This is a genomic window from Pseudomonas sp. 9AZ, from assembly GCF_902506525.1.
Lineage (GTDB): Bacteria > Pseudomonadota > Gammaproteobacteria > Pseudomonadales > Pseudomonadaceae > Aquipseudomonas > Aquipseudomonas peli.
Genome location: NZ_LR733840.1, coordinates 2,506,785 through 2,520,384, shown reverse-complemented (window position 1 = coordinate 2,520,384; position 13,600 = coordinate 2,506,785). Strand labels below are relative to the sequence as shown.

Below are 13,600 nucleotides of genomic sequence, written 5' to 3'. Positions count from 1 at the left end.
CTCCGCCCGGTACTCTTGTCGTTATGAATTGATCCGGCTCTGCCCTTCCAGGCAGAGCCTTTTGCGTTGTGCAGGGAGCTGTTTGGATGGCCAATAACGATCGTTTGCTGGTGCAGATACTGCTGTTGGTCTTGCTGGGCGCCAGCCTGTTGGTGTTGGCACCGTTTTGGTCGGCGCTGTTCTGGGCTGCGGTGTTGTCGTTTGCCAGCTGGCCGGTGATGCGCGTGCTGACGCACCTGCTCAATGGTCGTCAGGCATTGGCGGCGGGGTTGTTGACCCTGGCTTGGACCGTTGTGGTGGCCGTGCCTTTAGTGATGCTGGGCTTCAACCTGGCGGATCACATCAAGGATGTCACCGCGCTGCTCAAAGATTTCCAGGTCGAAGGGCTGCCGCCAGCTCCCGCCTGGTTGGCTGGCGTGCCGCTGGTGGGGGAGCGTCTGGTGGGCTTCTGGATGACCATCGACCAGCAGGGCGCGGCGTTTTTCGCCACCGTGCGGCCTTATTTGGGGCAGGTCGGCAACTGGCTACTGGCGCGCAGTGCGCAGATCGGTGGCGGTATGCTGGAACTGGCGTTGAGCCTGATTCTGGTGTTCTTTTTCTACCGCGATGGGCCGCGTCTGGCGGCGTTTGCCGAAAGCCTGTTACAGCGCTTGATCGGTGATCGCGCTGAGCATTATCTGGAACTGGTTGCCGGTACTGTGCAGCGGGTGGTCAACGGGGTGATCGGTACTGCCGCAGCGCAGGCCATCCTGGCCTTTATCGGTTTCACCATCGCTGGCGTGCCTGGGGCGTTGGTGCTTGGCATCATGACCTTCGGCTTCAGCCTGATCATGATTCCTCCGTTGATCTGGGGGCCGGCGGTGGCCTGGCTGTTCTGGCAGGGTGAAGTCGGCATGGGCATCTTCCTGCTGGTTTGGGGCTTCTTTGTGATCAGCGGCGTCGACAACATCCTTAAGCCGTACCTGATCAGCCGTGGCGGCAACTTGCCGCTGATCGTGGTGTTACTCGGGGTGTTCGGCGGCATTCTGGCGTTCGGCTTTATGGGGCTGTTCCTTGGCCCAACATTGCTGGCCGTGGCTTACAGTCTGCTCAGTGATTGGGTCGGTAGCCCTGTGGTCAACACCACGGTCAGCAGCGTTGAATCGCCCGAGAAGCCCGTCAGCTGACTGTTCATTACGGCTGCACAGCTGTTCGAGCCGGTTGGCATTTTCGCTAAATTTCCGCGGCGGCGCCTTGGTCGCCTGTAGCCGGGGTGGTAGCCTTGCGGCGCTTCGCGACCACGCCTTGGCTTGCGCAGCCAGGCGTTGTGCGCATGCCGACGTCGCGCCTCAAACCGCCACACTGCCGTGCAGTGATTGACGCGGTAGCAGGGAAGCCCCACCCCATAACGGACAAGCAGGATATCCCCCATGAAGAAAATTGTTGGCAGCGCCCTGGGCGCAGTTGTCGTTCTAGGCGTACTGAGCACCGCCGGTGCCTGGTACACCGGTCAGCAGCTCCCCGCCGTGTTGGAAACCTCGATCAAGCAGGCCAACGAGGACATGGGCAAAACCCTGCCGGCCCTGGGCCTCAGCGCCACCATCGAGCTGGTTTCCCTGGAGCGCCAGCTGTTCAGCAGCAACGCGCGCTACCGCATTCAGTTTGCCGGTAGTCTGGATGGCGAATCGCCGAGCAACTTCGAGTGGTTCGTCACTGACCGCATCGAGCATGGGCCATTCCCGCTTTCGCGATTGAAAACCCTCAAGCTGCTGCCCGTTATGGCCACCAGCAACTATGCGCTGGAACGCAGCCCGGAGCTGGAAAAATGGTTCGCCGGCAGTCAGGGCGGTGCGCCGCTGCAAGGTCAGGTCAGCCTCGGTTATGACCGTTCGCTGAGCGGCAACCTGCGTGTGCAACCCCTGCAGATGGCGCTGGATGAGCAGACCCAGATTGATTTCAGTGGCTTGCAAATTGACTTCGACAGCAGTGCAGATGTCGAAGCAATCAGTGCCAATGGCGTGATGGACAGCTTCAAGGTCACTTCAACCCTGTCCACCGATGAGACCATGCGCCTTGAGTTCAAGGGCATGGACCTCACCAGTAATTCCCGTAAGGGCGTCAGCGACTTCTACCTGGGGCAGAACGAGGTGCGCTTGCAGCAGATCGAGCTGCAGGTTGGCGCGAACGCCCCCATCCTGTTCAAGGATTTCGTCCAGCGCGATGAAACCAGCGAAGCCAACCAGCAGCTGTCCGCGCGTTACAGCTATGACATTGGCATGGTCAGCTACCAAGGTACCGACATCGGCTCTTCGCAGATGCTCTGGACCGTGAAAAACCTTGATGCAGCCGCCCTGAAATCGATGATCGAGCTGTACGGCACACTGCTGCAGAGCGGCAAGGTCGACACTGAAAGCGGTATGCCGGAGCTGACCGACGCGCAAACTGCGCAATTCAAGACTGATCTGGAAAAACTGCTGGTCGGCAAACCGGGCCTGGCTCTGGAAAAACTGGCGTTCAAAACTGCCAATGGCGAGAGCAGCTTCAGCTTTGGCTTGGACCTGGACAAGCCGGTGTCCTTCGACCTGCCGGCGCCTGAACTGGCCAAGCAGTTGATCGCCCAACTGGATGCCAAGTTGCTGGTGTCCAAGGCGATGATTGCTGATGTGATTGGTGTACAGGCCACTCTGGCCGGGGAAACTGACAAGGAAGCGATTGCTCAGCAGGCAGCGATGGTCGGTGAAATGGCCAGTGGCATGGCGGTAGCCAGCGAACTGGCGGTGGTGCAGGGGCAGGACATCAGCTCCAGCCTGCATTACGCCAACGATCAGGTGACCTTCAATGGCAAGCAGATGACTGTGGAACAGTTCGTCGCGCTGGCCATGAGCAGTGGCGGTGGTTTGGCGGGCATGGCCCCTGAAAGCCCGGCCGAGGAAATGCTGCTGGAAGAAAGCGAGGCTGAAAGCCCCAATCAGTAACGCCTTCAGCGCTACGCCCTAGGCGTAGCGAGCGCCACATACGGCCAGACGACCTGTAAAGCAGGGCGCCTGGCCGTTTTTGTTTGTCCACGGCCTGCGATCTTTACGCTTTCTTTATGCCGGGCAGCATCGCCCGCACTCGTTCCTTTACGCCCTGGTTGCCGACAATTTGCCCTAAGCGGTAGCCACCGCAATAAGGAGCAAACACATGAGCATTCTCGACGGGGTGTCCCTGGGCCTGGCCTTGGGACTATTCATTTATTTGCTGGTTGCGCTGTTGCGCGCTGATCAGGCGTAGGAGCGCATATGCACAGTTATGATTTCACTTTGATCCTGGCGTTCTTCGCCCTGGTTCTGCTGCCGGCGCCCTTTATCGGGCGTTACCTGTACCGGGTGATGGAGGGCGAAAAAACCTGGCTCAGCCCCGTGCTGCAGCCGGTCGAGCGGCTGTGCTACCGGATTGCCGGTGTCGATAGCAACCGCGAGCAGGACTGGAAAACCTACAGCCTGGCGTTGCTGGCTTTCACCCTGATCAGCCTGCTGACGCTGTTCGCCATCCTGATGCTGCAAGGCAGTTTGCCGCTCAACCCGCAGCAATTGCCGGGGTTAGAGTGGACGCTGGCGTTTAACACCGCCGTGAGCTTCGTCACCAATACCAACTGGCAGGCGTATAGCGGCGAAGCGCAGATGAGCTATTTCAGCCAGATGGTTGGCCTGGGCGTGCAGAACTTCGTCAGCCCGGCAGTCGGTCTGGCCGTGCTGGTGGTGTTCTGCCGCGGCATCGCCCGGCGTTCGAGCAATAGCGTCGGCAACTTCTGGGTCGATCTGACCCGCGCCACGCTTTATGGCCTGCTGCCGTTCTGCCTGGTTCTGGCGCTATTGCTGGTGTGGCAGGGCGTGCCGCAGACCTTCCTCGAATACTTCACTGCGCACACCATCGGCGGCACCGATCAGGTTGTGCCACTTGGGCCTGCAGCCAGCCAGATTGCCATCAAGCAGCTGGGCACCAACGGCGGCGGTTTCTTCGGCGTCAACTCGGCGCATCCGTTCGAGAACCCAACAGCCTGGAGCAACCTGTTCGAGGTGGCCTCGATTATTCTGATCCCCGCTGCGCTGCTGTTCACCTTTGGCCATTACGTCAAAGACCTGCGCCAGAGCCGTGCGTTGCTGGCCTGCATGCTGATTTTGTTCAGCGTCGGTCTGGGCGGCACTCTGTATGCCGAGCATCAGCCGAACCCTGCGTTGGCCGCATTGCCGATTGAGCAAAGCGGTTCGCTGGAGGGCAAGGAAAGCCGCTTCGGTACCACGGCCTCGGCGTTGTGGGCGGTGACCACCACGGCCGCGTCCAACGGCTCGGTGAACGCCATGCACGACAGCTTCAGCGCGCTGGGCGGGATGATCCCGATGTTCAACATGATGCTTGGTGAGGTGATTTTCGGCGGTGTCGGTGCTGGCCTCTACGGCATGCTGCTGTTTGTGCTGATCGCGGTATTTCTCGCCGGCCTGATGATCGGCCGCACTCCGGAATACCTCGGCAAAAAGCTTGAAGCCCGCGAAGTGCGCTTGCTGGTTGCCACCTTGCTGGTGATGCCGATTGGTGTGCTGGTATTCGGCGCGCTGGCGGCCAGCCTGCCGGGCCCGGCGGCCTCGGTCACCAACCCAGGCGCCCACGGCTTTAGCCAGATTCTTTATGCCTACACCTCGGGTACCGCCAACAACGGCTCGGCCTTTGGCGGCTTTGGCGCCAACACGCCGTACCACAACCTGATGATTGGTCTGGCCATGTTGCTCGGTCGTTTCGGCTACATCCTGCCGATTCTGGCGATTGCCGGCAGCCTGGCGGCGAAGAAACGCGCGCCGGTGGGCAGCAACAGCTTCCCGACCCACGGCCCGTTGTTCGTCACCCTACTAACCCTGACCATTCTGTTGGTCGGCGGCCTGACTTTCCTGCCGGCACTGGCCCTGGGCCCGATTGCCGAGCACATGACCATGTTCCAGGGCTTCTAAGGGAGAACCATGATGAACGCCCGTACCGAACCGGCGCTGAACAGCGCCCAGCAACACCCGAAAACCTCGATCGCCGCGTTGTGGAAACCGGCGCTGCGCCAGGCCTTCGTCAAGCTAGACCCACGCCAGTTGCTGCGCTCGCCAGTGATGCTGGTGGTTGAACTGACGGCCGTGGTCACCACCGTGCTGTGCTTTATCCCCAACCCTCAGGTCTCCACCGGCCTGGCCGTGCAGATTGCTTTGTGGCTGTGGTTTACCGTGCTGTTTGCCAACTTTGCAGAGGCCCTCGCCGAGGGTCGTGGCAAGGCCCGTGCCGACAGCCTCAAGGCTGGCAGCCAGGGGCTGAATGCGCGGCGCAAGAATGGTCAGCAGTTCGAGACCGTGGCGGCCAGCAGCTTGCGCCGTGGCGATATCGTGCGGGTTGAGGTCGGCGAACTGATCCCTGGTGACGGCGAAGTCGTCGAAGGTATCGCCGCAGTCAACGAAGCGGCGATTACCGGCGAATCCGCGCCGGTGATCCGTGAGTCCGGCGGCGACCGTTCGGCCGTGACCGGCAATACCCGAGTGGTCTCTGACTGGTTGCTGGTGCAGATCACCGCCAACCCCGGCGAGTCGACCCTGGACCGGATGATCGCCCTGGTTGAAGGCGCCAAGCGGCAGAAGACGCCTAACGAAGTGGCGCTGGATATTCTGCTGATCGGCCTGACCCTGATCTTCCTGCTGGTGGTGGCGACGCTGCAGCCGTTCGCTCGTTTTGCCGACGGCGACCTGCCGCTGGTGTACCTGGTGGCGCTGCTGGTGACGCTGATTCCGACCACCATCGGCGGCTTGCTTTCGGCCATCGGTATCGCCGGCATGGACCGCCTGGTGCGTCTGAATGTGATCGCCAAGTCCGGCCGCGCTGTGGAAGCGGCGGGGGACGTGCACGTACTGTTGCTCGACAAGACGGGCACCATCACCTTTGGTAACCGCCGTTGCAGCGCGCTGTACAAGGCGCCAGGGGTATCCGGCAAGCAACTCAGCGACGCAGCATTGCTGGCTTCACTGGCGGATGACACCGCAGAAGGCAAGTCGATTGTCGAATATCTGCGTGCGCTGAACACCATGGTTGAGCCTGAGCGCAGTGCGATCAAATCGATTGCCTTCAGTGCCGAGACGCGCCTGTCCGGCGCCGACTACAACGGCCACAGCTACCGCAAGGGTGCAGTGGATGCGGTGCTACTTTATCTGGGCATCCAGCGCAGCGACGTACCGTCGGTATTGGCCCGCGAAATCGAAAAGATCGCCCAGAGCGGCGGCACACCCTTGCTGGTAGCCGGTGACGGTCAGTTGCTCGGCGCCATTCATCTCAAGGACGTGGTCAAACCGGGTATTCGCGAACGCTTTGCTGAGCTGCGGGCCATGGGCATCCGCACTGTGATGGTGACTGGCGACAACCCGCTGACCGCAGCCGCCATCGCCGCCGAAGCGGGCGTGGATGACGTGATAGCCGAAGCCACGCCGGAGAAGAAGCTGCAGCGCATCCGCAGCGAACAGGCCGAAGGCAAGATGGTCGCCATGTGCGGCGACGGTGCCAACGACGCCCCGGCCCTGGCCCAGGCCGATGTGGGCCTGGCGATGAACGATGGCACTCAGGCGGCGCGCGAGGCGGCGAATCTGGTCGACTTGGACAGTGATCCGACCAAGCTGCTCGACGTGGTGCAGGTAGGCAAAGAGCTGTTGGTGACCCGCGGCGCGCTGACCACCTTCTCGGTGGCCAACGATGTGGCCAAGTACTTCGCCATCCTCCCGGCGCTGTTCGCCGGCATCTACCCGCAGCTCGGCGCGCTCAACCTGATGCAGCTGCACAGCCCGCAGAGCGCGATTCTCTCGGCGATTGTGTTCAACGCGCTGATCATCGTCGCACTGATTCCGCTGGCCCTGCGTGGGGTGCGCGTGCAGGCCGCCGATGCTGCCAGCCTGCTGCGCCGCAACCTGTTGATCTACGGCCTGGGCGGCCTGGTAGCGCCCTTTGTCGGGATCAAGCTGATTGATCTGCTGTTGGTGGCCTTCGGCCTCGTTTAAGCAAGCGCAATCCGTAGCCCGGATGAACTCCGGGCCCGGATTGCATCCGGCTACACAGAATCTGGAGATTCATCATGCTCAAACAAATCCGCCCAGCCATTAGCGTGCTGGCCTTTATGACCCTGGTCACCGGTGTGGTTTATCCCTTGACCGTTACCGGTGTGGCGCAGCTGGCGTTCCCGGCGCAGGCCAATGGCAGCCTGTTGCACAATCAACAAGGCGATGTGCTCGGTAGTGCGTTATTGGCGCAACCCTTCGAGGGCGCGCAGTGGTTTCAGCCGCGCCTTTCAGCCGGTGGTTACGCCACCGTGGCCAGTGGTGCGAGCAACTTGGCACCGAGCAACCCGGCGTTGGCTGAGCGTATCGCTACAGATGCCCAGCGCTTGCAGGTTGAAGGCCAGGGCGCAGTACCCATGCAGCTGGTGACCACCTCGGCCAGTGGCCTCGATCCGCATCTGTCGCCGGCAGCGGCGCAGTTTCAGATCGCCCGAATCGCCGCAGCACGTGGCATTCCGGCGGCCAGCCTGGAACGACTGATCGAACAGCACGTGGAAAAGCCACTGGTAGGGCCGGCAGTGGTCAATGTGCTGGCGCTGAACCTGGCGCTGGCCGACAATTCGCCTCCCGCAAAAGCTGAGTAACTTGCATGAGTGATGCCGTACGCGCCGATGCCCTGCTCGATGAGATGCCGCGAGAAGGGCGCGGCCGGCTAAAGGTCTTCCTCGGTGCGGCGCCCGGCGTAGGTAAGACCTACGCTATGTTGCAGGCGGCGCAGGCGCAATTGCGCCAGGGCGTCGACCTGCGCGTTGGTGTGGTGGAAACCCACGGCCGTGCGGAAACCGAGGCGATGCTTACCGGCTTGCCACAACAGCCGCAGCAGCGTCTGGAATACCGCGGCGTGGCGCTGAGCGAGATGGATCTCGACGGCATTCTGGCCAAGCCGCCGAAGCTGCTGCTGGTCGATGAGCTGGCGCACAGCAACGCCCCGGGCAGCCGCCACAGCAAACGTTGGCAGGATGTGCAGGAGCTGCTGGATGCCGGCATCGACGTGTACACCACGGTCAACGTGCAGCACCTCGAAGCACTGAATGATCAGGTGCGCGATATCACCGGGGTGCAGGTGCGCGAAACCTTGCCGGACTGGGTGTTGCAGGAAGCCGACGAGATTCTGCTGATCGACCTGCCGCCGCGTGAGCTTCTGGAGCGCCTGCGCGAAGGCAAGGTGTATGTGCCGGAGCAGGCGCGCGCCGCCATCGATGCATTTTTCAGCCAGACCAACCTCACCGCGCTACGCGAACTGGCGATGCAGACTGCTGCGGCGCGGGTCGATGCGGACCTGAGTCGGCGTTACCGCCAGCAAGGCCAGCAAGCGCCTGCGCTGCGTGGCCGCCTGCTGGTTGGCATCGACGGCGATGCCCAGGCCGAGCGCCTGGTGCGGCATGCTTGCCGGGTGGCCGAGCGCCGTCATCTGCCCTGGTCGGTGGTTTATGTGGACACCGGCGGTGAGCGCGATGAAACCCGTTTGAGTTACCTGCAGGGCGCGCAGCAACTGGCCGAGCGCCTGGGCGGCGAGGTGGTCAGCCTGCGCGGCAGCGAAGTGGCGAAAACCCTGATCGAACATGCCCGCGAACGCCGTGCCAGCCTGATTCTGGTCGGCCGCAGCCGGCAACGTCTACGACGTATCTGGCACCTCGGCCGGGGCCTGGCTGAGCGTTTGCTGCAACTGGGGCAGGGCCTGGAAATTAGCGTGCTGGATACCGAGGCAAGCCTTACCCCGGCCCTGTCGCGGCGCCGCCAGCCTGTAGTCTGGCGTGACTACCTGCTGGCCTTGCTGGCGACGCTGCTGGCCTCTGCCGTGGCGCTGGGTTTATCCCGTGTACTGGAGTTGCCGAATATCTCGCTGATTCTGCTGGCGGCGGTATTGGTGGTGGCGGTGCGCAGCAGCCTGGGCCCGGCCATGGCATGCGCGGGGCTGTCGTTTCTGGCGTACAACTTTCTGTTTATTCCGCCGACCCTGACCCTGACCATCGACCGTCAGCAGGATGTGCTGACCCTGTTGTTCTTTCTGCTGATGGCTGGGCTTACCGGTAACCTGGCCAGCCGCCAGCGCCAGCAATTGCAAGCCTTGCGTGAGACGCAGCGAGAAACCAGTGCACTGCTGGAGCTGTCGCGCAAGCTGACGGCGGCCACCGACCGGCAGGCGGTGCTGGCTGCGGCCATGCAGCAGCTGGGTCTGTGGCAGGACGTCGAGATCAGCTTGTTGTCGCGTAGCCCGGACGCGCTGTGGAAGGTGGAGGCGGGGGCGCAGCGTCTGCTCACTGATCTGGAACGAGCGGCGGCGGACTGGTCCTGGCAGCACGATCAGCCGGCCGGACTGGGCACCGGTACCTTGCCGGACGGGCGCTGGTGGTGGTTGCCATTGTCGGGCGAAGAGGGGCCGCTGTTGCTGCTCGGTATCAGCCCCAAGGACGGCAGGAGCTTACCTGCCGAGCGACGGCGTCTGCTTACGGCGTTGGGCCAGCCCTTGGCCCAGGCCCTGGAACGCGCGCAGCTGGCGGAGGATCTGGAGGCCGCGCGTTTGCACGGGCAGACCGAGGAACTGCGCAGCGCGCTGCTGGCCTCGGTCTCCCATGACCTGCGCACGCCGCTGACCGCCATGCGCGGCTCGATCGACAGCCTGCTGGCGCTTGGTGAGCAGATTCCCCTGGCGGATCGCCGCGAGCTGTTGGAAGGCACCCGCGATGAGGCCGAGCGCCTCGACCGTTATATCCAGAACCTGCTGGACATGACTCGCCTGGGCCACGGCGGGTTGAAACTGGCGCGTGACTGGGTCGCCCCGGCGGATATCGTTGCCAGTGCGACCCAGCGCCTGCGCCCGGTATTGTCCGCCTTGCAGCTGGAGATACAGGTGCCGCAACAGCTGCCGCTGCTTTATGTGCATGCCGCGTTGATTGAGCAGGCGCTGGTCAATGTGCTGGAGAATGCTGCGCGTTTTTCCCCGCACCAAGGGCGTTTGCGCGTGGCCATCGAAGCGGATGCCGAAGAACTGCGCTTTATTGTCAGTGACCAGGGGCCGGGTATTCCCGAGCACGAGCGCACGAAGATTTTCGATATGTTTTATACCGCTGCCCGTGGTGATCGCGGTGGGCAGGGCACTGGTCTGGGCCTGGCGATCTGCCAGGGCATGCTCGGCGCGCACGGCGGCAGGGTTACGGTGGGCGAAGGGCTGGATGGTCTGGGCACAAGCCTGGCCCTGCACCTGCCGTTGCACGCGCAACCGCAGATGGAAGAAGAACAGTGACGGATAGCCGATGAGCCAAAACCCCGCGACCATTCTGGTCATCGATGACGAAGCGCAGATTCGCAAATTCCTGCGCATTAGCCTCGCGGCCCAGGGCTACAAGGTGCTGGAAGGCGCTACTGGCCAGGAAGGCCTGGCCCAGGCCGCGCTGGGTAAACCGGACCTGGTGGTGCTCGACCTCGGCCTGCCGGATATGGACGGCCAACAGGTGCTGCGCGAGCTGCGCGCCTGGTCGCAGGTGCCTGTACTGGTGCTCTCGGTGCGCGCCAGCGAGGGGGAAAAGGTCCTGGCGCTGGATGGCGGCGCCAATGATTACGTGACCAAACCCTTTGGCATTCAGGAATTCCTAGCCCGCGTGCGCGTGTTGCTGCGCCTGGCCGGTGGTGTGGAGCAAGCCAGCGCGGCGGTCAGCAGCGGCCCGCTGCAGGTGGATTTCGCCTACCGCCGGGTCAGCCTCGATGGTGTTGAAGTCAGCCTGACCCGTAAGGAATATGCGGTTCTGGCGCAACTGGCGCGGCATATCGGCCGGGTGGTGACTCAGCAGCAACTGCTCAAAGACATCTGGGGCCCGACCCATGGCGAGGACAGCCACTACCTGCGCGTGGTGGTCGGCCACCTACGGCACAAACTCGGCGACGACCCCACCGCACCGCGTTTTATCGTTACCGAGGCGGGTGTCGGCTATCGTCTGCGCGAGGCATTGTGAACGGCCATTCGCATTCTGGCGTCGCGCTAGACGGCCTTCTGGAGCCTGCATAGACTGCGCCGCAAATTGATCTGCACGCGTCTCAGGAGCTGTCATGAATCGCAAGGGTGTCGCTGTTGCCGCATTGTTGGGAACCTTGGGCTTACCGCTCTATGGACAGGCGTCCGATTATGCCGAAATCAGTCGGCAGGCCGAGCAACAAGCGCGTTGGGGCTCGCTGGGTGCAGCCATCTCTGCGTATCGCCAGGTACTGGCCAACGCTGATCTACAGGCATCGCACAATCAGGCCCGCCTGCGTCTGGCGCGCCTGTATCTCGACAGCTTTGATTACCCGGCAGCCCGCAGTGAACTGGCGCAACTGATCGCGACCGCGCCTGACAGCGAAGAGGCCAAGCAGGCGCGCAAGCTGCAGCGCAAAGCAGCGAGCAAGACCAAAGCGCACAGTTACGGTGGCAAAGTGCAGTTTGCCTTGGTCCATGACACCGATACGGCCAATGCCTCTGCCGGCAGCCCGGTCAGTGAACCGTCATTTAATGATGATGACGATGAAGACCTCGACGACGAAGACGGCGATTTTGACGAAGATGACGACTTTGCTGATGCCGACTTTGACGATGATCTGCTCGAAGACGTAGACCTGGACGAAGACGACCTCGACGATGATGAGGATCTGGACGACGATGATGACGACGCAGGTGATACTGAAGTAACTGCCAAACCCAAGCGTTCTGTGCATGACAATCGTCGTCAAGCGTCTGCTGCGTTACGTTACTCCTATGGCCTGAATGAGCGCGGCGATCGCTGGAATCTGGCTGGCAATTTCAGTCATGCCCGCCAGGACGACCAGGACACCCTGAACCGAGAGACGATTGCGCTTTCCACTGGCCCCGTTTTTCTGGTGCCGGACTGGCGTTTGAAGGTCAATCCATCGGTTACTTACCTGCAGCTGTACAAAGATCACCGCTATGACGTTTCCAGTACCATCTGGTCATTGGGCGTCAGTCACAAGCTTAATCGCGTGCTGGAGCTAGGGGTGCGCTACAACTACGAAAACCGTGACCTCAACAGCGAGAACGCGCCAGACGTTGAAGTCGATACGCTCAAGTTTTCCGTCAAGTTCAAACCCACAAGCCATGACAGCTTCGACCTAAGTTATTCCCCCAAGGTCGAGGACAATGACCAGCGAAAGAAAGACAAGGATCAGAGCGGCTGGAAAGTGGCGTATGCACGCAAATTACCCTGGGACAGTTTTGCCGGCATCGCCTATACCCGTCGGCATACCGACTATGGCAATGACCCCAAGGGTAAAGAAGAGGATGAAGACAAGTACGCCCTTACATTGGGCCATAAACTGACCAAGGACCTGCTGGTTGCCGTCAGTTATGAGCACAAGGAAAAGGACTCCAACCAGGTCGGCAAAGACAAGAACAACGAGAGCACCTCGTTGAGCCTGTCCTATCGCTTTTGACCCTGGACCTCAGTGATCCCCGCGTTCGTACTTATCCAGCGTATCGCGGGCGATCTGTCGGCCAAGCATGATCAGCTCCGGCGCCTTGTAGAACTCGAAGAAGCGGCATACCCGCTTGGGCACGTTGATCAGGATGTCCGGCGGGTAGCCGGCGATTTTGTACTGAGCCAGGGACGTCTGCATCACCTCAAAGCTCTGGTTGATCAGTTCCAGGAGTGAGGCCGGGCCGCTGAGGTCGGCCACCCGCGAGCCGCTGGCGGATTTCGGTGCGGCGGGTTTGTCCAGGTTGCCACGGGCATTCTGCTGCCAGGGGTTGATGGCTTCGGGCTGCAGCGGGTTGCTGTTGTCCTCCAGCAGAAGCAGCTCATCGTCTTCGCCGGGTTTGCGTTTGAACGAGGGCAGGCGTGAGCCGAGCGAGCTCATCAATAGATCAAAGCGGCCCTTGAGCGCCGGCGCGCGTTCGATGATCGGCAGTTCGTAGTGCTGCTGGTTGGTCGAGTTGAGGTTGACCGCAATAATCAGATCGCAGTGGCTGGACACCACCGGTACGATGGGCAGGGGGTTGAGCAGGCCGCCGTCGACCAGCATGCGCTTGCCTTGCACCACCGGGGTGAACAGGCTGGGGATCGCCGCCGAGGCGCGCATGGCCTGATGCAGGCAGCCTTCCTGGAACCAGATTTCCTGCTGGTTGGTCAGGTCGGTGGCCACGGCGGTGAAGGGGATCGGCAGCTCTTCGATATTGATCTCGCCGACTATTTCGCGAATCTTGCCGAAGACCTTTTCACCGCGAATCGCCCCCAAACGGAAGCTCACATCCAGCAGGCGCAGCACGTCCAGATAATCCAGGCTCTGCGTCCATTCGCGGTACTCATTGAGTTTGCCGGCGGCGTAGATGCCGCCCACCACCGCGCCCATGGAGCAACCAGCGATACAGGCGATTTCATAGCCACGGGCTTCCAGCTCCTCGATCACGCCGATGTGCGCATAACCACGCGCACCACCGGAGCCCAGTACCAGCGCAATGCGCTTACTCATCCTGATGTTCCTCGTAACTATTAATGCCGCAAACATACGCGCCGTGCCGCGCGCCGCCAAGGCGC

Annotated in this window: 10 protein-coding genes; 9 read left to right on the top strand and 1 reads right to left on the bottom strand. The window is 61.9% G+C overall.

Translation table 11 applies throughout. The features are described from left to right. The first annotated feature begins 86 nt into the window (after positions 1-86). From ALTER154_RS11620 to ALTER154_RS11580, 9 genes are all read left to right on the top strand, one after another. Positions 87-1,166, top strand: coding sequence for an AI-2E family transporter (locus ALTER154_RS11620; protein ID WP_160087188.1), 1,080 nt, complete (start codon positions 87-89; stop codon positions 1,164-1,166). A 243-nt stretch (positions 1,167-1,409) separates the two neighbouring features. After that, positions 1,410-2,954, top strand: a complete 1,545-nt coding sequence (locus ALTER154_RS11615; protein ID WP_160087186.1) for a YdgA family protein — start codon at positions 1,410-1,412, stop codon at positions 2,952-2,954. A 208-nt stretch (positions 2,955-3,162) separates the two neighbouring features. Further along, positions 3,163-3,252, top strand: coding sequence for a K(+)-transporting ATPase subunit F (gene kdpF, locus ALTER154_RS11610; protein ID WP_090253391.1), 90 nt, complete (start codon positions 3,163-3,165; stop codon positions 3,250-3,252). Between the two features lie 8 nt (positions 3,253-3,260). Beyond that, the gene (gene kdpA, locus ALTER154_RS11605; RefSeq protein WP_160087184.1) at positions 3,261-4,961 is read left to right on the top strand and encodes a potassium-transporting ATPase subunit KdpA; all 1,701 of its coding nucleotides are present in this window, start codon (positions 3,261-3,263) and stop codon (positions 4,959-4,961) included. A gap of 12 nt (positions 4,962-4,973) precedes the next feature. Further along, entirely contained in the window at positions 4,974-7,025 is a 2,052-nt protein-coding gene (gene kdpB, locus ALTER154_RS11600; protein ID WP_160087182.1) for a potassium-transporting ATPase subunit KdpB, read from the top strand. Positions 7,026-7,099: 74 nt separating this feature from the next. Continuing rightward, complete coding sequence (kdpC, locus tag ALTER154_RS11595; protein ID WP_160087180.1) at positions 7,100-7,666, top strand: potassium-transporting ATPase subunit KdpC; 567 nt, start codon at positions 7,100-7,102, stop codon at positions 7,664-7,666. Between the two features lie 5 nt (positions 7,667-7,671). After that, positions 7,672-10,326, top strand: a complete 2,655-nt coding sequence (locus tag ALTER154_RS11590; protein ID WP_160087178.1) for a sensor histidine kinase KdpD — start codon at positions 7,672-7,674, stop codon at positions 10,324-10,326. Positions 10,327-10,336: 10 nt separating this feature from the next. Further along, positions 10,337-11,032 (top strand): response regulator, encoded by a 696-nt coding sequence (locus tag ALTER154_RS11585; RefSeq protein WP_160087176.1) that lies wholly within the window; start codon positions 10,337-10,339, stop codon positions 11,030-11,032. A gap of 94 nt (positions 11,033-11,126) precedes the next feature. Then, positions 11,127-12,500: a tol-pal system YbgF family protein gene (locus ALTER154_RS11580; RefSeq protein ID WP_160087174.1), complete on the top strand. Its 1,374-nt coding sequence runs from the start codon at positions 11,127-11,129 to the stop codon at positions 12,498-12,500. A gap of 9 nt (positions 12,501-12,509) precedes the next feature. Here ALTER154_RS11580 and ALTER154_RS11575 read toward each other — a convergent pair whose 3' ends face one another. Continuing rightward, positions 12,510-13,535 carry a patatin-like phospholipase family protein gene (locus tag ALTER154_RS11575; protein ID WP_160087172.1) on the bottom strand — a complete coding sequence of 342 codons (1,026 nt, stop codon included), beginning with the start codon at positions 13,533-13,535 and terminating at the stop codon, positions 12,510-12,512. Between the last annotated feature and the right edge of the window lie 65 nt (positions 13,536-13,600).